The sequence below is a fragment of the Microvirga puerhi genome, from assembly GCF_020089865.1.
GTDB lineage: Bacteria > Pseudomonadota > Alphaproteobacteria > Rhizobiales > Beijerinckiaceae > Microvirga > Microvirga puerhi.
The window spans coordinates 58,695-76,685 of the sequence record NZ_JAIRBM010000023.1 but is presented as its reverse complement, the minus strand read 5'-3'; the positions used below and the strand labels follow the sequence as shown (position 1 = coordinate 76,685).

Sequence of the window (17,991 nt, the reverse complement as noted above, 5' to 3'; positions counted from 1 at the left end):
CCATCCTTCGGCCTCAAGGCCTGCCAGGACCGCTCTACGGCGGCCAGGGAGCCGCTTCGCATCTCCCCGGTGGGTGATCCCCCTCCCCCGCTCAAGGTTGCCCCCCTCTCCACCCGCGTTCGCCACGTGGCAGGGGCGCAGGCCAGGCCTGGCTTGCGCCCCATACCAAAGGAGAGAGAAATGACCATCACCACCATAGCCCTGTCGAAACTGGTTCCGAGCAAGGAGAACGTTCGGCGTTACAACTCGGAGGCCGGAATCGAGGGCCTTGCCGCCGATATCTCAGCGCATGGCCTTATTCACAATCTCAGTGTGAAGCCGGGAGCCACGGGCAAGTTTGAAGTCCTGGCGGGAGGCCGACGCCTTCGCGCGTTGAAGCACCTTGAGAAGACTGGCGGCACGATCCGAGGCGAGAAGGTGACGAAGGATTATCTCGTTCCCGTCATGGAGGGGCTTGCCGAGGGTGTGAGCGCCACTGAATTGTCGTTGTCTGAGAACTTCCAACGTTCCGCCATGCACCCCGCCGATGAGATCGAGGCTTTCGGAAAGTTGCACCGTGAAGACGGACTGTCGCCGGAAGAGATTGCCGCGCGCTACGGCATTTCACACATGACCGTGCGTCGTCGCTTGGCATTGGCAGGTCTTTCGCCACGTCTGTTGCAGGAGCTTCGCGAAGACAAGATGAGTTTGGAACAGGCCCAAGCCCTCGCGATCTCAGCCGATCAGGCACGGCAAGAGGCAGCATGGTTTGAGGTTACGGCTTCATGGCAGCGTCAGGCCTACACCCTCAAGAACCGCATGACCGAAGAACATCTATCGCCCTCCGACAAGATCGCGAAATTCATTCGGGACGAATATCTGGCAGCAGGTGGACCCGTTGAGCGTGACCTGTTTGCGACGGTGGAACAGGCTTATCTCGTTGATCGCGATCTCGCTTCTCGCCTCGTTGCGGAGAAGTTGGAGGGGGCCGCTCAAACCGTTGCGGCGGAAGGATGGTCTTGGGTCAAGGCAGAACCGGAACTCGAATTTTACCTACTGAACGATTTCGACCGGATCAGGGGCAAGCCCTCGCCATTGTCGAAGGAAGACAAGGCGAATCTGAAAGAGCTGAACGTTCAGGCGGAAACCTTGGAGAAGGAGCTTGAAGACCGCGAAATCTACGGCCTGGACGAGGACGATGAAGACTTGTCCGAAGAGGAGCTTGCTCTTGTCAAAAGCCTCATTGACGTGCGCCGCAAGATTGACGCCATTGAGAACAGGCCCGAAATCTTCAGCAAGAAGGATTTGGCCCGCGCAGGAGCCTTTATCAGCATCAACCATGAAGGGCGTCTCAGGATCGAGCGTGGCTTGATCCAAGGTGAGGAAAAGGCCCCCGGTGTTTCGTCCTCGAAGGTCCACACGTCGGAGCAGACACGGAGCGCGGAACCTGAAAGCCTGACTCTCTCGGCAGCACTGACCGAGGACCTGACCGCTCAGAGGAGCGCGGCGCTTGCCGTCGAACTGTCCAAGCGCCCTGACGCGGCTCTAATGGTTCTCGTCTACACGCTTGCCCTGCAGCATTTTTATAGTTCCACCTACAGCAGCAGCAGACCGGATAGTGCCATTCAGATCAGACGTGAGCGGTTGCCGCAGGTTTCAAGCGAAGTTTCGGAATCGCTTGCCATCGTCTCGCTCTCGCAGATCGAGGCCGATTGGAAGGTGCAGCTTCCGGCGAGCAGTCACGATCTATGGGATTGGTGCCGGGCAGCATCACAGGAGACGTTGAACCAGCTCATGGCCGCCCTTGTCGGGCTCAGCCTCAACGCGACGCAGCAAAGCCATGAGCGGCGCGGCAAGCGGCATGAGAATGCCGACCGGATCGCAGAGGCCATTGACTTCGACATGACGAAGCACTGGCAGCCGGATAGCGCATTCTTCAAGCGCACCTCCAAAGCCTACATGGCCGAGACCATCCTGAGTGCGGCTGGCAGCGACTTTGCGAAGGTGGCGAAGAACGTCGCCAAACTCAGCAAGGCCGAGGCCGTTTCGGCAACCGTTGACGCTGTTGCGGGTCGCGGTTGGTTGCCCGCCGAGCTGCGGACCCAGGAGCCCGCCCCTGTCATCGAGGACGAGGCGGACGATCTGGATGACGAGTTGAGCGAAGAGGACCTAGACGAGGCCGCCTGACGGCCTCCCCTATCCTCGCCAGCTCACAGCACTCGCGCCGTCTCTCCCGGCGCGAGTGCTGGTCGCTTAACAAACCATCAATCGGAATCGGGCGAAGGTCGAACTAACAGTTTCGAGGGCGGAAGCAGCAGCGCCGAGCCAGCGGCGCGACCGGGCAAGATGGGCTTCCCCGGCTGTGGCGACAGCCTCGCCCTCGTATCGGAGGTGAACTCGATGTGGTTTGTACCCATTAAGTTCACGCTAGACATGAAAAGGACCCGGAGCGGCTGGCAAGTCACAATCCGGGTCCTAATGTTCGTCTAGCAAAGCGGGGGACGGGTGGAAGCCCGTTCCCCTACTCCGATCAATATAGCGCCGTCGCCCCGCGCTTCCAAGGTCCTTTTACAACCTTATCATACGATATAATGTTAGTGTAAGTTGTAGTTGAAACCAGGGGGTATAACCAATGAAACTACCGGCCATCGTATTGATTCCGGTCTTTTTTCTCGGTGCTATAGCAGGTTTGACGACCGCTCGTTTTGTCTTTCCGGATGACAGCGCAGCGGTCGCTCAATTGAAGATCATGCAGGAAAAACAGGCCGCTGAGGCGGCAGCCAAAGAACGCGACCGCAAGATCACCGACGGCTTTGCAAAGAGCCTGAAGAACTGAAGCGGATTATAGCTTTCATTGCACTTAGACCGCAATTTTGCTATATTGTTCTAGTCATTAGGAGGCCGCGCCATGATTCAGTTGTCAGCAGTATCGCAAAGGCCCGAAGGCCTTGTTGCCGATTACGTGCGGGCGCTGGCAGGGGCGCATGGTGTCACCTACAAGCCTACAGCCTATGACGCTTTCGCCGAGACCGCATCGCGTCTCGTCGGCGACGACCTTCCGCCAGCCGACGAGACCCAGGATCTCCTCATCGCGCTCTATCGCGCGAAGGTCATCACGGATCAGGAGCGGAATGACCTTCTCGTCCGACATCTTCGGCAAACTCGCGCATGAGCCTGGATCCGTTCGGAGATTACGAATCTCGCGGATACTTAAGAAACTCGGCCGGATCGAAGGACCCGGCCGAGATCAAGCTTTTGGAGCGCGAAGCCTTTCGCGCCAATGTCGAAAGCGCACTTGCAGCGCTGAAAGACAAGCCGCAGATCACCTATCAAGACGTTCTCGACACGCACAGGCGTCTGTTCTCGTCGGTCTATCCATGGGCCGGTCAGGACCGCACTCAGACGGCTCCCGATGTTGCGATCTCAAAGGGCGGCCGCAATGATCTCTTCGCCCATCCGGCCGAGATCCGGCGCGCAGCCGAATACGGCCTTGCGCAAGGCCAGGACCGCAGCGCCATGCGCGCGAATCCGGGTGAAGTCTTCGGCACCCTCGCTCATGCGCATCCGTTCCTCGAGGGGAACGGACGGACCATCCTCGTCGTACACAGCGAGCTTGCCCGCCGTGCCGGACTTCACATCGATTGGTCAGCGACGAAGCAGGAAGAGTTCTTGAAGGCTTTGACGAACGAGTTGGATCGTCCAGGCAAGGGCTTGGACCCCTATCTGAAGCCCTTCGTCCGAAATCAGGCACTCGATCTCAAAGAGGCTGCCAATCATCTGCAGGCGATCAATGCAGGACGCACTGCAGGGCGTCAGCACCTCGTAGCCCCGATGATCCTGCCGGATCGGCCCGAGCTCGAAGGCCGCGCCCGCTTCGAGCATCAAGAGGCCCAGGCGCGGGCGAAGATCGGCATTCCCCTGCCCTCTCCTGCTTTGCGGGAGGCCTTGGCATCTCCGGCCGACGAGCGCGGCGCTCGCCTTGCCGACGAGTCCATGCGCCGAGAGTTCAGAGGCCTCGACGTGGCTCTGTCTCGCCGCCTGACGAATGCCGATCAGCGCGCGATTGCAAGCGACCAGCTCGAGACGCTGTCACAATCTCTCGGCATCAAGCTCGAGGCTGCACATGAAGTCGCGATCCTAGTCAAGCAGGTGAACGCAGGCCGCGTGGCCTTACGGGCCATCGAACAGGCTCGGGAGCGCACTCGATCCGAGCCGTCAATCGGCCGGTAGCAGACGACTCGGTTTCGACAGCATTGCCTTTTCACGATGTCTCAAAGGAAACGCCGATCGCCGGGAACAACGCAATGAGGATAATCCAGTAGAAGCTCACGCGATCCCGGCGGGGTCTTCTCCGACATCACGGAAAATGCGCAATAGCTCCTTCAATCTAAAGTTAACCCAACATGTAACGCAAATTAATAATGTGCGCATGACAAAGACCTTCAGCAGCGCTGGAGTGACTAATTCGATTGTGAAGCAGATGGCTCACCAATCTTATCTCCATCCCCAGTGGCGATTTGTATGACGAGCTGTACAATAGCGTGTCGTGTATCAGCGTTTGAGATAGAGGAAAATGCTTTGAGGAGTTTGAATGCCTGCATGGTACCAAACAAGCTTAGAAGCATGTTCACATCTCCTTCTTTCGAGGGCCGTTCATCGTAAAAGAATGTGATTGGAACACCTAGGATCCTCGCAAGCTCCTCGAGTCTGCCGGAGCCCACGCGATTGACGCCCTTCTCGTATTTTTGAATTTGCTGAAAAGTCACCCCGAGTTTGTCGCCAAGGTCGGTCTGCGACATGCTGATCATCATGCGGCGAGCGCGAATACGGCGACCGATTTCCTGGTCCCGCAGGCTAGGCTTTTTCTTGGTCATAGTTTCGATCCAAAATTGTTACTGCAGCCAGCGATCTCGTTAGACAGCGCCTGTAAAGCCCTCAAACCAGTTCACCAGCGGTTGACCTCTATAGTCCTGAGGTAAATCCTTGGGATGAATGAATTCATCCCGGAACCACGGAAAGTGGCGCGGATCGAAACTCTCGATGATCCACTCAATACATCTTTGGACGCGCGGGATCCGTTTCGCATCTGGATGGTAAGTCAGCCAGATATCGAACGAAAAGCGAAGGTCGAGATCAAGAGGTATAATTCTGGCGCCTATGGCCGACGCGTAGGTCGGAAGCCAACCAATACCTGCACCTTTGGCAATTGCCCAATAGTGAGCACTGCTCACATTGGTACGCATCGCTACAAATCCTTCTTGAGGAACTCCACCTGCAAGTTTCGCGAAAACCTCCTGCGTCGTCGTCTGCTCAGCCAGTTGCAGAACAACACGATGATGTAGAATATCCTGTAGTTGATGTGGAATTCCATATGTATCGATATAGCTTCGAGCCACATAAGGCATGGAATGAAGACGCCCCAGTTTTACGATCTTCAGGTCAGGAGCGGTGGGTTGCGTTAGCTGAACGGAAGCATCTGCTTCCATACGCAGCACGTCGGCGGAACGCATTGCGCAGCTCAAATCGATGATTAGCCGCGGATAGCTTCGTTGGAACTCCACGAGACGTGGAGCCAACCAGAATGTACCTAAGCCTTCTGTGACGGCAATCCTGACTTCCCCCGAAAGAACCGGGAGTGCCTGATCACGCACTCGGGCAATATCATAGGCTGCGGCCTCCATGCGTTCCGCAACGGCAAGTATCTTCGACCCTTCGACGGTAACGCGTATGCCATCCACGTGCCGTGTTAGAAGAACGGTCCCAAGCTTACGCTCCAAATCGTCGATACGGCGGCGCAGCGCATTGATGGACTGATCTAGGTGCTCTGCAGCCGACCGAAAGCTTCCGCGGCGCGCGACCTCCAGGAAGATGCGAATTCCATCCCAGTCCGGCCTCCCAAGAGCAGCTGGGGTCTCGTGTTCCACTGCCGGAACACCCCTTTGCGATTTCGGCTGCATACGAACCTCTTTGCAACAGCATAACATTAGCCATTCCCATTCGTTGCACAACCCCTAGGGGCAGCCATGAGCATGCACGACCATAAGGTGACGCGTACGGCGAACCTGACACGATCGAGTCAGCCGACGGCTCACTTTCTCGGAAATCTTGACCCGCAGCGCCTTGCGAAACGTCACGTCATCTTCAGCCCAACCGGTTCGCAGATTGGCGAGCTAATCGACCGGGCCAGGCAGGAACTGCCCGGCTTGACCACTGCCGACATCGTTCATCGGGTGATGAGTCATAATCCGGACGTGTTGTGGGCAATTGCTCGACGGAGTCGCTTCTCAGCATCCAATCCTAAGGGTGAGGGATTTGTCGCAATGCTTCCCCTAAATGCTGCAGGTCTAGAGCAGTTACTGCAGGGCACTTTTGACGCGAGCAACCCCGACCTCAATTTACTAACTACGCAAAGTGAGAAACCTGCTGGCATATATATCTGGGCTATCCATGCTCTCGGCCGCCTTGCAGGTGGTGTGCCATTAGCCTTTGAAAGAATTTGCACACCTCTGTACCGAAATGTCGATCTCTATGCCCGCGCTGTGACGATCGATGGTCATCGGTTTCTGGAAGCCCTAGGCTTTCAGCAAGGCATTGCGCAGCAGGGCAAAACTGTGGCTCCGCACCTTCATGTTTACAAGCGCAGCAGCGACGTGCTGCAGTCCACCCCGCTTTACGACAGCTATAGAGGCTCCTCTTCAGAAAAGAGGCTAACGATTGCCGTAGCCAGAACAATGGAAGATCTGGCACGTATCATCACCATCCGTAGCGCAGTCTATGTCGGCGAGCAGACCTGTCCCTATGATGAAGAATTTGACGGGAACGACCTATCGGCGACCCATCTCGTCGGGTACGTCGGAAATGAACCCGCAGGCTGCGTGCGGATCCGCTATTTTGCAGACTTCGCAAAAGTTGAGCGCTTGGCGGTCCGACACGAATTCAGAAACACACGCCTTTCCTTTCAACTTGTTCGAGCGGCTATCGATCTGTGCAGGATCAAAGGCTACTGTCGTCTCTATGGCCATGCACAAAAGCGTCTCGTTCCATTCTGGAGCCGCTTCGGTTTTAAGGTCTTCGAAGGCGCTCAAGAGCTTGTATTCTCTGACTTCGATTACGTCGAGATGACACTCGATACGACTCGACATCCGCAAGCCATTTCGATCGGAACTGACCCTTACACCATCATCCGTCCAGAGGGCCGATGGCACAGTCCTGGCGTGCTCGAGAGATCATCCCACCGTGCGGTTACAAGACCGTCGATAAGAGAAGGAACTGTGTGATGGCTGTTATTCCCCTCCGTTCCTATGTCGATTCTTCAGCCGTTCCGACGCTCGTGCTGGTGGATCTGCAGCAGGAGTACGTATCGCCTCCACGCGGGCTTGCGATGCAACAAGCAGAGCAGGCCCTAGAAAAATGCCGGGAGGCCCTGGTCCATGCACGTACCATGGGCTTTCCCGTCGCATTTGTACGTTGGTTGGGTCACTCTGCATTCTTCAATACCTCCGCGCCTTTCTCACGCTGGATAGAAGGCTTTGAGCCAACCGGTGGCGATATGATCTTCGAGAGAGATCGGCCCTCATGCTTTGCAAGTAGGCAGTTTGCGGATGTGATGTGTGGAACGAGCAATATCGTCATAGCTGGCTTTGCCGGGGAGGCTGCATGCCTCTCAACCATGATTGACGGCTTCCATCGCGGAAAACGGATTACGTATCTTGCGGATGCATCGGCTAGTCACCCTCTTGGGAACCTCGATGAGGCGGACGTTCATAATGTCATCGGAAAGCTCGCAAGCATCTACGGCGAGATCCAGACCACGGCCGAATGGATCATCTCAACAGGTCAGACTTTGCTCACATCGGTCTGGTTCAATGGATAAGAATCGGAATCTCAGAGGTATCGTGGCCGATTTGGATTGGCTTATAGAACTTCTAGAAGGAACAGATACTGCTGTTGCTGCGCTTTGCCTCAAAATGGCGCGGATGGAACTACAGATGAAGATCCATGGCATTACAAGCCAGGAGTTAGACGAGTTTTATCGGCTGATAGAAGGGCTAGGTTCAAATAGTACCTAAAATTAGGTCATCGCGGAATCTTCTCGTGACCCTGCGGAAAGCGGCCTCAAGGAGGGATGAGCGTGGATCCCGCAGTGCACGGAAGTGCCCGATGAGAAGCAGACGATCCCCGGTCCTTCGGTTGCCCCTGAACGTGCGAAATCGTCCGAGAACCCGAGCGTCGTTAGATCGATCGCCGCCAATACGATGACAAGTGGTAGGAGCGGAAGCGCGATGATGTGTCACCTTGCCTTTAACTTTGAGATTCATCGCGTTGGGTGTCGAAAAGCGACCGTCTTTGCCCTGAAAGGCGAGAGGCCGATCAGGTGTGTTCGCGGCTCTTGATCCCTGCGTGGGAACGCGGTGCTGGATCCGGCACGCGATCCGATCGACGGTGGCGCGCAAACGGGCTTGCTTGTGAGAGGTTGGGAGCAAGGCGACCTTGGTGACCTCTGTCAGGTCCGGTTCCATCGCCATCGCAGCCAGCCGCACGCCCCCGTCAACGCTGTCTCAACATTAAGGGGAAAGAATCTCGGTTTTATCGGCAAAGTCTCACATTGAGCGGCAAAGGATTGCCATTGATGGTGTTGAGCTCCTTGTCTCGCCTTTAGGAGCAAAGCGACAGCTGCGCAGAAGGCGTGCTCTCGCGACCGCGCAGGGACGCATATCGCTCTATTCGACTTTGTGTAGCTTAGCCACCGATTGTACTCCGCAGGTCGCTATTGCATCGGCGCCAAACAAAGATTGGCAAACCGTATAGATTTGGAAATGGCGGTGCACTGGGGCCGCCATATTCGTGACCAAGATCCGGCGCATTGCGAACCTGCGCTGAAGCTGGAGTGCACCAACCCAACTTAGGGATTCGCCATGAAAGTCCTGCTGATCGAGGATGACGCCGAGACTGCAGCCTACCTGGTCGCAGCGCTTTCTGAGCAGGGGCATGTCATTGACCAGACCGATAACGGGCGTGATGGCCTTTTCCTGGCGGCGGGCCAAACCTATGACGTTCTGGTCGTCGACCGCATGCTTCCAGGCCTGGATGGCCTCAATTTGATCAAGACGGCCCGGGGTGCCGGGGTCGCGACGCCGGTGCTGTTTCTGACGGCGCTTGGTGGAATTGACGACCGAGTGGAAGGGCTTGAGGCCGGCGCCGACGACTATCTCGTGAAACCATTCGCATTCGCAGAGCTCAATGCCCGTCTCAACGCGCTCATTCGCCGTCCCGCCATCGCGCTGGTTGAGACTAGTCTGCGAGTGGCCGACCTCGAGATCGACCTCCTCCAACGCAGAGCCACCCGCGGTGGCCAGGAGCTCGATCTCCAGCCTCGTGAGTTCAAACTGCTCGAATACCTGATGCGCCATGCCGGACGTGTGGTCACCCGCACCATGCTATTGGAGCAGGTCTGGGACTTTCATTTTGATCCCAAAACCAACATTGTGGAGACGCATATCAGCCGCCTGCGTTCAAAGGTCGACCGCGCCTTCGAAACGGAGCTGATCCATACGATCCGCGGATCCGGGTACCTGCTGCGTGCGCCTGAATAGAATCCTGCGAACGGCCACGTTTCGCCTGGTGGCTCTCTATGTTGCGCTGTTCGGAGGTTCCGTTGCGGCGCTCGGAGCCGTCGTCCTTTGGACCACCCATGTCGCGCTCCTTGAGCAGCTTGAGGCGCGCATCTCAGCCGAGTCAGCCGCCCTCGTGACAGAATACCAGGAGGGTGGTCCAGACAGGCTTGCCACAGCCGTACACAGTCGCGAGCGCACTCACCCTGCAGGCCCGCTCAAATATTTTGTTGCAGGCAGGAATGGCACCCGCCTCGCCGGCGACCTTCCCTCGGCGCCAAGTAAGGATGGGTTCCAGAATGGGCGCTATCCGGAGAACGATGGAGATTTTGGACACCTGCGTCTCCTCACGACGACTTTGAACGACGAATCCCGCCTTACCGTGGCCGGCGATCTTGAGCAGATCGGAGACATTGAGGCGATTATCCTCGGCGCGTTCGGCTCCGCCTTTGGAGCCGTGCTGGCCCTCGGCATTGCCGGGGGGGTGGCTCTTAGCACCGCATTCCTCAAGCGGATCGACACGATCACGCGTACTGCCGAGGCCATCATTGCCGGCGACCTTCGGCTCCGGGTCCCGTTGCGCGGAACAGACGACGATCTCGACCGGTTAGCAGCCACCCTCAATCGCATGCTGGACCGCATCGGCGCTCTGGTCGAAAGCCTGCGGCAGGTTTCCAATGACATCGCCCACGATCTGCGCACGCCGTTGACCCGACTTCGCCAGCGGCTTGAAGACGCTGAACGCCACGCTGGTTCGGTCGAGGAGTTTCGCAAGGCAACCGAGGCTGCCATTTCGCACGCAGACGACCTTCTCGCAACGTTCAGTGCCCTGCTCCGTATCGCGCAGATCGAGGCCGGAACACGGCGGGCGGGGTTCCGGAGGGTCGATTTAAGCAATCTATTTGGTACAGTGGTCGAGGCCTTCCTGCCGGTCGCGGAAGACGACGGGCGCTCTCTCATCTCGCGGCTTGAACCGGGCATTGTGGTCGAGGGTGACAGAGAACTGTTGACTCAGATGATCGCGAACCTGGTTGAGAATTCCATCCGACATACGCCGAAAGGGACGCAGATAGCCGTCAATCTCCACAAGGTGAATGGACGCGTGATGGCCATCGTGTCAGACAATGGCCCAGGTGTCCCTTGCAACGAGCGCGAGCAAATCTTCAAACGCTTTTATCGCCTCGAGCGGAGCCGCTCGACCTCTGGCAATGGGCTCGGGCTCAGTATGGTTGCAGCGATTGCGGAATTGCATGGTATCGGGATCGAGGTTGCAGACAACCACCCGGGATTGATGATCCGCTTGTTCTTCAATCGGCATTCTTGAGGAGACAAACGTGAAGAGCGGCGACCCCTGCTTTCGCACGATTGTGTCGATGTGGCGCACGGATTCTATCACGTTCATGCCGCACCTTCACCATGCCGTGCGGGGCGCTGTGGAATAAGCAGCATGCAGACGAGGATCACGCCAAGCAGGATGCTTGAAGCGCTAAGCCGGCTCAGTTGCATTCCGCCTTCTGCAACCGGCTTGTCCAGCAGATCGCCGAGGGTTGCGCCAAGCGGCCGTGTTAAAATGAATGCGGCCCAGAAGAGGAGAGTCCGCGACAGGTTCGTTCGCAAATAGAGAACGGCCACAAGTGCAAGTCCAATGCTAAAGATCATCGCACCATATTCATAGCCGAGCCCGACACCGCCCCGGTCGGATCCCGCGGTCCAATCACCGAGCGCTGTGCCGAGCGTCTGGGAAAACAGGATTGCGGTCCAGTAGAACCGCTCAACCTTTGGCGATGTGATGCTGTCAACGGACACGGTTCCATGCCTCCAGTACCAAAGCGCCAGGCTGCCAACGAGCAAGCAGAAGATGACAGCAACTCCGCCAGGATAGCCGATGCCAAGGGAACGATCTGCGAAATCAGCCAACGTCGTGCCCAGCGTTGTGGTTGCAACGATGACAGCCCAATAGAGAAGTGGGCGAAACATCTGAGCCCTAATCTGAATGGCCACCAAGGCGATAAAGGCGACGGCGAAAATGACACTGCCGGTCAGGTATCCGAGGCCTAAGCTCATCGTTACCCAATCGCCTCCTGTCTCACCAAGCGTCGTTGCGGCAATCTTGATGATCCAGAAGCCGATCGTCACTTCGGGAACCTTGCTGAGCGTCTGCTGAGCAAATGTATATCTCTCATGATTCATCGGATTGGTGCCTCGCGAGAAGGGTCGCAGGGGGACTGCTGGCCTGACATGGTAGGGAGCGGCGTTCAGTCTACGATCTTTAGATTCGGACCTGACTTTCAATGCACCGCGGGCGTGCAGCAAGAGCGTAAACTGCGGGCGGATCGTTCGCCCTGTCGCTGAAATCGACGAATCGGCATGATCGTTCCAAGTCCAACTTATACAAGTTCGTAACGTTGACTCTGCATCATGTGCGATCGACCCGGAGACGCATCCGATTTCATGCGTGATTGAGTGCTTTAACCGCTCCTTAGCATCTCAAGGTCGGGCTCTTCCAAGTGAGCTTCGACGATCATGATCGCCGCGGCGCTGCAGACGAGTGCCCCAGCCACGGTCGCACCAAGATACATCCATGGGATCGACAGTGTCTCCGGTGGCGGATCGAAGACACCGGCGAGGATCGAGACCAGAACTTTCGTGAGCCCCAGTCCTGCCACGAGGCCGAGGATTGTGCCTCCGGCGACGATGAGGAGCCCCTCGCTCCACAGGAATGCGCGCCGATGGCGTCGCTTCGCCCCGAGCGCCGTCAACACGGCAAAGCTCTGTCGCCGCTCAGACAGCCCGAGAGCCAGGACAAGCCCTGCGGTTCCGCCAATCATCAGGATCGCGAATGCGAGCTCGATGTTGGTCAGGCCATAAAGGCTCACGGCGGTCAGGTTGGAGCTGATGAGCGCCTGGGTCTCGCCCAGGGTGGTGACCTTCGCGCCCGGAACGGCGGTGACGATAGTTCGCGCGGCGGCTGCCACGGCGCTAGGATCGGCGACGGTCCGCATCAGCACGATATCCGCTGCGCTACCTCCGGTCACCTCGGCGAGATAGCTCGCATTAGCGACCAAAAACGAGTCCTTGGGCGCTGTCGGAAATTCACGCACGATACCGATGAACCGGAACGGAACGACGTGGTATTGGTGATCGCGGGCGTCCTGGAGACGCAGGTTGATCGTGTCGCCAAGCTGAAGCTGGAAATCGGACACCGTCTCTTCAGAGACGAGAATTCCGTCGCGCGTCTGTCGGAGGAGCTCTAGTGTCCTGCCCACGTCGTGGTTGTCGAAATAGGCGTCGACAAGGGAGGTCGCCTTGCCGATCTGGGTTGGGTCGATTCCGAAGATATCCTGAAGATCGCTGCCAACATAGGCGAACCGGTGCATCATTGGCTCGGCGTCCGCGACACCTGAAATCCGGCGCAAATCCGCAAGCAGCTGCCCGATCTGATGGGTTGCAGTTCCAGTCACGGTTACGTCGGCACCGTTAGTTAACGCGGCATCGACGCGGGATTGCGCGTTGTAGGTGGTATTGAACACCGCCGTCGATGTCGCAAACGCAAAGGCAAGAGCGACAAGTGCGACGCCGTGCGCCATCCTTGGATGCTGACGCGCCAGCGATGCTGATATGATCCGCGTCAACCCAGCGGCGAGCGGCGCGATTGCGATGCGGACCGCAGCTCGGCCCGGACCGAGAGCAAGCCGGGTCAGTCGCATCCAGAGAAGGCTACTTCCGAGCCACAGCAGCGCCGGCGCGATGAACGCCTCGTAGTGGACTGAGACCTGGGTTACGCCCTCCGTGGCCAGGATGATGTTATAGCCGGAATTGGCGGTGTACCAAAACGCCAGGGCCGCAGCAGTCAGACAGACGAGATCGAGGTAAAGCCGTTGCCAAAGTGGACACGTCTTCTTGGCGACCTGGGCTCGCGCGGCGGAGACTGTTGATTGAGACGCCTCCCGCCAGGCCGGCAGCACGAAGGCCGCAGTCGCGACGGTGAGACCGGTGAGGGCTACAAGCGGCAGCCAGACGAGGCTGTACCCAGCACCGCCCGCCGGCAGCCACGCAAGCGTCGTCAGTTGCGTGAGAGCGAGCCCTAGCATGATTCCGACAAGGCCGACAAGCATGGCCTCAGCGCCGGCCAGGCGAATCAGTTGCAGCAAAGATGCCCCCCGAAGTCGAAGGAGGGCCTGCTCGCGCCGTCGCCGGTCGGCACCAGCGGCCGCGACCGCCAGGGTGAACAGGATCGCCAGCACGAGGCCCGGGGTCCCAAGGAACAGGAACAGGACTTGGGCATAGAGCGCGTCCTGGCGGGCAGTGTCGAGCGCTGCCGCGAGATTGTTGCCCACTGCGGCACTGCCGGCCACGCGGGCCTCGAGATTGTTCGCCATTTGCTGCACTTGCACGAAGGCCGCACTCGGATCCGGCGGCAGTGATGTGTGATCGAGGCGAACATGGAACTCGGTTCGCACCGTATCGGAACGAGCCGCCTGCGGCGCAAAGAGCGTCCGCCACTGCGGCATCGGGACGATCAGCACATTATCGGGTGGAGCTTGGGGAGCTGTGCCCTTCGGAGCTCCGACAGCCTGGAACATTGCATCGGCGTTCGGCAACGCCACCACGCCCGCGACGGTCACCTGTGTGGCTGAAGCCCCAATGCGCTCTATCGTCACAAGGTCGCCTGGCCCAACATGCAGATTGGCTGCGGTCTGCTGCGCGATCAAGACACCGTCGAGGGATCCAAGCAGCAGTTGGATCTGACCCGGAAATCGGTCGTAATAATCGGATGCAATGCCGAGCACCTTGCCAGGGCCTGTCTTCTGAGACGTCTCTCCGGTCACGGCTGAGAATCCGGCGGATTCCGCATAGCCGATCGCCTGTAGCTCCTTGGGTGGTGCGGCGCTGCCGATGGCCTGGGCGATTGCCATAGGATCGGCGCCGGGCGCAACGAGGACTTGCCAATCGACCGGAACGCTCGCCACTGCATGCGCGGTCATGGCTCCCGAAGCCGACGTCACAAAGGCGCCAAGCGTGCAAAAAAGTGCCACTGTCAATGCAAGTCCAATGGCTGTGCCGAGGGCGCGTCCATAGCGCTCGGCCAGAATCTGTTTCAACCACAAGCGTATCATGCGACGGCTTCCGCAGGCGCGACGTGGAGGTTGCCATGTTCCATGATCCAGGTTGTGTTCATGCGATTGGCAATGGTGCGATCATGGGTCGCCACGACCAGCGCGGCATTGGAGCTGCTCACGAACGCGAGCAACCCGTCTACGACCAGCGCGGCGGTCGCCTGATCGAGCTGACCCGTCGGCTCGTCCGCCAGAATGAGCCGAGGGCAGACCGCGAGCGCACGCGCGATCGCAACCCGCTGGGCCTGTCCGCCGGAGAGGTCGTCCGGCAATTTATCCGCCAATGTCGCAAGTCCAACGACTCCCAGTGCAGCGAGCGCCGCATCGTAGGCCTCCCGTCCGGCGAGGAGGAGGGGCAGCTCGACATTCTCGAGAACGCTTAAGGTCGGTATAAGGCTTGGAGTCTGGAAGACTACGCCGACCTGTTCTGGGCGCAATGACGTGCGTGGACCGAGCGCGGGCCAGCATAGAGCGCCTTCGCTCGGCTGGTCGAGGCCGGCCATGAGATGCACCAAGGTCGACTTTCCGCTGCCGGATGCTCCGATCAGCGCAATCCGATCGCCATCTCGCACGGTGAAGGAAGCTGGCAGTACGGCATTGGTAACCCCATCGCCGTGCCGGAACCGTCGGGTGACACCATTTGCGAGAACCAGAGGCTCAGTCATGATGAAGTCTTCCGTCCCGAAGCTGAATCACGCGGCTCGCGTGCCGCGCGAGGAACGTGCTGTGGGTGGCGACCAGGATTGCCATACCGGACTCGCGTCTGCGGTCGAACAGCGTGAGAATGCGCAATTCGGTCTCGGCATCCACCTCGCCGGTCGGCTCGTCCGCGAGGAGAATCTGAGGTGCATTTGCCAATGCAACGGCCAAACCGGCCCTGGCCGCTTCGCCTCCCGAGAGTTGGCCAGGATAAGCATGCCGGCGATCCCACAGCCCGACATCGGCGAGAAGTGCGTCAACGCATTTCTCATTGGCTTGGCCGATTAGCCGCATCGGCAGGCGTACATTGTCCGCGACAGTGAGGCCTGAGAACAGATTGCCGGATTGCAACAGGATCCCGATGCCTTGCGCACGCCGGCGCGCACGTTCCGCGTCCGACAACCGCGTCAGGCGCATGCCGAGAAATTCGACGTGACCGCCGTCGGGCACGTCGAGACTGGCCAGGCAGGCGAGCAAGGTCGACTTACCACTTCCCGAGGGACCCATGAGGGCCACGAGCTCGCCTTCTCGGAGCGTAAGGCTGACCCCGCGTAACGCCAGTGTCTCCGATTCCTGGGTGTGGAAGAACCGATACAGGTCCATCGCTTCGAGGAGACAGGCCGTCATTGCCAGCGAAAGCTCCTCGACATCAGCTGCCACTGATCAGCGTTGTCGGCGCCAAATGGAGCAGACAGCGTCAGTGTGGCGAGCTTGCCATCCTTCCAGAAGAAGTAGCGCTCATTCTCGAGCCGGATCGCCTTGTTCGTCACTGGATTCGGTTCCGAGTTCGACCCAAACGCGATGCTAACGGTCTCGCCGGCGGGCAATTTTGTAGTCTTGACCTGCGTGATTTTGACGGCCCGGCCACCGGACTCCAGGGTCGACACTTGTGCTTGTTTGACGCTCGCGATCGTTGGCTGTGTGAGGTCCGAGGTGACGGCGACTTCTATCGTGTTGTATTTGTCGCTGAACGAGACGCTGTCACCTCCGTCCTTGCGGGCCCAACCCTCCGGCACCTGCATCGAGAACCCCTGCGGGGAACGGTATTCAATGAAAACCTGGTCGTCCGGAATGTCGCCCGGAGGGTTTTTTTCAGGCGGAGCCGGCTTCTCCACGACGGGAAGTGGTTTGTTGCTTGCTTGTGCTAAGGCCGGTTCTGCATTTTGCATCGCCGCCGAGAGCAAAGCTGCGGTCATAAGACAAGCGGCGAGATGGATTCGCATCTGCATTACTTTCCCGGATCGGTGGAACAGGTCGTTTGAAAGCAGTTCGCTCTTGGCCCGAAAGAGGCATCGGCGGCCAGCGCCCTGACACAGCCGATGTTTGGGCCTCTAACGCGTGCCGCTTGGCGCCTCGAGCACGTGCCCATCCATGGCATCGATGCTGACTTCGGTCGGCTTACCGCTCCCGCGGCTGATATCGAAGGAATACCGAAGGCCGTTGCCTTCTTGCTCAAGCTCCTCCTTGAGAATCCTGCCTGGGTAAGCTTTGAGGGCAATGTCGCGAGCTTGCGCAGACGTGATCTTGGGCTTTGCAGCGGTTGCTGTCGCAGCTTCTGCAGCACCGAGACTACTGCCAAGGACAACGCCGAAACTGATGAGAACGGCAAAGAGATTGGTAGGATATGACATAAAGACTCCTGACGATGGGTCAAAACCCCAGAACCAAGGCGGCCTGTTGGCTTTGCACCCGTAGAGTCTCTTATGCGGAAGCGCGCTATACGGGCCTATGTCCGGAATTATACAAATTCCCAATCCTCCGGCTCAGAGCATCGCCGCAGGATCCCAGCGTGCCAAGTCGCTTCGTGGTCACTAAGCCCCTCGCGTACCAATCATGGTCAGGGTCGCACCCAGCCCCGTTCAATGGGAACAGAAAATACGCGGCGATACAGCGGCTCGGCTAGCCGCGGCACTATTGTTCGTGAGACCCATGCCCGGAAGGGCATCACGATCAAGATGCTCGCTGCCGCAATCGGAACTGCTCCCAACATGTCAAAGGGAAAATGGACGCCCAAGTACAGGCGTGCCCAGGCGACAGAGGCTGCCAGCAGCAAGACCAAGGGGCCTGCCCACCGTTCATGGATCCAGGCGAGCAGACCGAAACCGACGGCGACGAGAAATGTCACGTGATCGCTCGGAAAGGAGCTGTCGGCGACGTGCTGGAGCAGCGTGTGTCCGGTCGGAACAGCAAACGGGCGGGGATGATACCAGAGCAGTGCGATAACCTGGTTGAACGCTAGCGCGAGTTCAGCTCCCAGGGCGGCGAGCAGCAATCCGGTCCGGCTCTCGCGGTTGCCCCACAGCCACAAGGCAGCGAGCAGCGCCGGAATGAGGAAGATCGCCCATTGCGCGAGGACGATCGCCAACAGGACAATCGCATGTGATGGCCGTTCGGGAGCATTTAGAGCCAAAAAAATTGTGTCGTTCCAGGATTCCATGTGCCTGCTCCTTGAAGGTCGCGGCTAGTCCTACGATGGTAATGCAGCCATTCTGGATGGGTCGACTTGGATGCATGTTTCAGGCCAAAGCATGGCCATACGGCTCTGTGGGGATAATCTGGTCGACGCTCGCAAAATCACGTAATGT

General features: G+C 58.5%; 18 protein-coding genes. 9 read left to right on the top strand and 9 right to left on the bottom strand.

The genetic code is table 11. The annotated features are described in order from the left end of the window. Positions 1–180: 180 nt before the first annotated feature. From K9B37_RS21765 to K9B37_RS21750, 4 genes are all read left to right on the top strand, one after another. On the top strand, positions 181–2,166 hold the full coding sequence (locus K9B37_RS21765) for a ParB/RepB/Spo0J family partition protein (protein WP_224315640.1): 1,986 nt from the start codon (positions 181–183) through the stop codon (positions 2,164–2,166). A gap of 445 nt (positions 2,167–2,611) precedes the next feature. Further along, the gene (locus K9B37_RS21760) at positions 2,612–2,815 is read left to right on the top strand and encodes a hypothetical protein (protein ID WP_224315639.1); all 204 of its coding nucleotides are present in this window, start codon (positions 2,612–2,614) and stop codon (positions 2,813–2,815) included. Positions 2,816–2,887: 72 nt separating this feature from the next. Beyond that, a complete protein-coding gene (locus tag K9B37_RS21755) occupies positions 2,888–3,151 on the top strand; it encodes a hypothetical protein (protein WP_224315638.1) in 264 nt (87 codons plus the stop codon). After that, positions 3,148–4,209, top strand: a complete 1,062-nt coding sequence (locus tag K9B37_RS21750) for a Fic/DOC family protein (RefSeq protein WP_224315637.1) — start codon at positions 3,148–3,150, stop codon at positions 4,207–4,209. The genes K9B37_RS21755 and K9B37_RS21750 overlap by 4 nt, the downstream gene beginning before the upstream one ends. A 230-nt stretch (positions 4,210–4,439) precedes the next feature. Here the strand turns inward: K9B37_RS21750 and K9B37_RS21745 are convergent, their stop codons facing one another. Next, entirely contained in the window at positions 4,440–4,853 is a 414-nt protein-coding gene (locus tag K9B37_RS21745; protein WP_224315636.1) for a helix-turn-helix domain-containing protein, read from the bottom strand. Between the two features lie 39 nt (positions 4,854–4,892). Further along, on the bottom strand, positions 4,893–5,936 hold the full coding sequence (locus K9B37_RS21740) for a LysR family transcriptional regulator (protein WP_224315635.1): 1,044 nt from the start codon (positions 5,934–5,936) through the stop codon (positions 4,893–4,895). A gap of 66 nt (positions 5,937–6,002) precedes the next feature. On the opposite strand from K9B37_RS21740, the gene K9B37_RS24995 reads away from it, so the two are divergent. From K9B37_RS24995 to K9B37_RS21715, 5 genes are all read left to right on the top strand, one after another. Continuing rightward, positions 6,003–7,256 (top strand): GNAT family N-acetyltransferase, encoded by a 1,254-nt coding sequence (locus tag K9B37_RS24995; RefSeq protein WP_369414394.1) that lies wholly within the window; start codon positions 6,003–6,005, stop codon positions 7,254–7,256. Continuing rightward, complete coding sequence (locus K9B37_RS21730; RefSeq protein WP_224315634.1) at positions 7,256–7,852, top strand: cysteine hydrolase family protein; 597 nt, start codon at positions 7,256–7,258, stop codon at positions 7,850–7,852. The genes K9B37_RS24995 and K9B37_RS21730 overlap by 1 nt, the downstream gene beginning before the upstream one ends. 22 nt (positions 7,853–7,874) lie before the next feature. Then, entirely contained in the window at positions 7,875–8,048 is a 174-nt protein-coding gene (locus tag K9B37_RS21725) for a hypothetical protein (RefSeq protein WP_224315633.1), read from the top strand. Between the two features lie 846 nt (positions 8,049–8,894). Beyond that, the gene (locus K9B37_RS21720) at positions 8,895–9,572 is read left to right on the top strand and encodes a winged helix-turn-helix domain-containing protein (RefSeq protein ID WP_224315632.1); all 678 of its coding nucleotides are present in this window, start codon (positions 8,895–8,897) and stop codon (positions 9,570–9,572) included. Further along, entirely contained in the window at positions 9,559–10,914 is a 1,356-nt protein-coding gene (locus K9B37_RS21715; protein WP_224315631.1) for a sensor histidine kinase, read from the top strand. Before K9B37_RS21720 ends, K9B37_RS21715 begins: the two co-directional genes overlap by 14 nt. Positions 10,915–10,988: 74 nt before the next feature. Here K9B37_RS21715 and K9B37_RS21710 read toward each other — a convergent pair whose 3' ends face one another. From K9B37_RS21710 to K9B37_RS21680, 7 genes are all read right to left on the bottom strand, one after another. Continuing rightward, positions 10,989–11,780 carry a COG4705 family protein gene (locus tag K9B37_RS21710; RefSeq protein ID WP_224315630.1) on the bottom strand — a complete coding sequence of 264 codons (792 nt, stop codon included), beginning with the start codon at positions 11,778–11,780 and terminating at the stop codon, positions 10,989–10,991. A 278-nt stretch (positions 11,781–12,058) separates the two neighbouring features. Beyond that, positions 12,059–14,707, bottom strand: a complete 2,649-nt coding sequence (locus tag K9B37_RS21705; protein WP_224315629.1) for an FtsX-like permease family protein — start codon at positions 14,705–14,707, stop codon at positions 12,059–12,061. Then, positions 14,704–15,372, bottom strand: a complete 669-nt coding sequence (locus tag K9B37_RS21700; RefSeq protein ID WP_224315628.1) for an ABC transporter ATP-binding protein — start codon at positions 15,370–15,372, stop codon at positions 14,704–14,706. Before K9B37_RS21700 ends, K9B37_RS21705 begins: the two co-directional genes overlap by 4 nt. Beyond that, positions 15,365–16,033 carry an ABC transporter ATP-binding protein gene (locus K9B37_RS21695; protein WP_224315627.1) on the bottom strand — a complete coding sequence of 223 codons (669 nt, stop codon included), beginning with the start codon at positions 16,031–16,033 and terminating at the stop codon, positions 15,365–15,367. Before K9B37_RS21695 ends, K9B37_RS21700 begins: the two co-directional genes overlap by 8 nt. After that, positions 16,030–16,629, bottom strand: a complete 600-nt coding sequence (locus K9B37_RS21690; protein ID WP_224315626.1) for a hypothetical protein — start codon at positions 16,627–16,629, stop codon at positions 16,030–16,032. Before K9B37_RS21690 ends, K9B37_RS21695 begins: the two co-directional genes overlap by 4 nt. 108 nt (positions 16,630–16,737) lie before the next feature. Next, the gene (locus K9B37_RS21685; protein ID WP_224315625.1) at positions 16,738–17,037 is read right to left on the bottom strand and encodes a PepSY domain-containing protein; all 300 of its coding nucleotides are present in this window, start codon (positions 17,035–17,037) and stop codon (positions 16,738–16,740) included. A 206-nt stretch (positions 17,038–17,243) separates the two neighbouring features. Beyond that, positions 17,244–17,843 (bottom strand): undecaprenyl-diphosphatase, encoded by a 600-nt coding sequence (locus tag K9B37_RS21680; RefSeq protein ID WP_224315624.1) that lies wholly within the window; start codon positions 17,841–17,843, stop codon positions 17,244–17,246. Positions 17,844–17,991 lie beyond the last annotated feature (148 nt).

Coding starts and splice junctions, on each gene's coding strand:
- K9B37_RS21680 (WP_224315624.1), bottom strand. CDS start 17,843: ATGGAATCCTGGAACGACACAATTTTTTTGGCTCTAAATGCTCCCGAA.
- K9B37_RS21745 (WP_224315636.1), bottom strand. CDS start 4,853: ATGACCAAGAAAAAGCCTAGCCTGCGGGACCAGGAAATCGGTCGCCGT.
- K9B37_RS24995 (WP_369414394.1), top strand. CDS start 6,003: ATGAGCATGCACGACCATAAGGTGACGCGTACGGCGAACCTGACACGA.
- K9B37_RS21765 (WP_224315640.1), top strand. CDS start 181: ATGACCATCACCACCATAGCCCTGTCGAAACTGGTTCCGAGCAAGGAG.
- K9B37_RS21750 (WP_224315637.1), top strand. CDS start 3,148: ATGAGCCTGGATCCGTTCGGAGATTACGAATCTCGCGGATACTTAAGA.
- K9B37_RS21690 (WP_224315626.1), bottom strand. CDS start 16,629: ATGCGAATCCATCTCGCCGCTTGTCTTATGACCGCAGCTTTGCTCTCG.
- K9B37_RS21700 (WP_224315628.1), bottom strand. CDS start 15,372: ATGACTGAGCCTCTGGTTCTCGCAAATGGTGTCACCCGACGGTTCCGG.
- K9B37_RS21755 (WP_224315638.1), top strand. CDS start 2,888: ATGATTCAGTTGTCAGCAGTATCGCAAAGGCCCGAAGGCCTTGTTGCC.
- K9B37_RS21695 (WP_224315627.1), bottom strand. CDS start 16,033: ATGACGGCCTGTCTCCTCGAAGCGATGGACCTGTATCGGTTCTTCCAC.
- K9B37_RS21740 (WP_224315635.1), bottom strand. CDS start 5,936: ATGCAGCCGAAATCGCAAAGGGGTGTTCCGGCAGTGGAACACGAGACC.
- K9B37_RS21760 (WP_224315639.1), top strand. CDS start 2,612: ATGAAACTACCGGCCATCGTATTGATTCCGGTCTTTTTTCTCGGTGCT.
- K9B37_RS21730 (WP_224315634.1), top strand. CDS start 7,256: ATGGCTGTTATTCCCCTCCGTTCCTATGTCGATTCTTCAGCCGTTCCG.
- K9B37_RS21710 (WP_224315630.1), bottom strand. CDS start 11,780: ATGAATCATGAGAGATATACATTTGCTCAGCAGACGCTCAGCAAGGTT.
- K9B37_RS21685 (WP_224315625.1), bottom strand. CDS start 17,037: ATGTCATATCCTACCAATCTCTTTGCCGTTCTCATCAGTTTCGGCGTT.
- K9B37_RS21705 (WP_224315629.1), bottom strand. CDS start 14,707: ATGATACGCTTGTGGTTGAAACAGATTCTGGCCGAGCGCTATGGACGC.
- K9B37_RS21720 (WP_224315632.1), top strand. CDS start 8,895: ATGAAAGTCCTGCTGATCGAGGATGACGCCGAGACTGCAGCCTACCTG.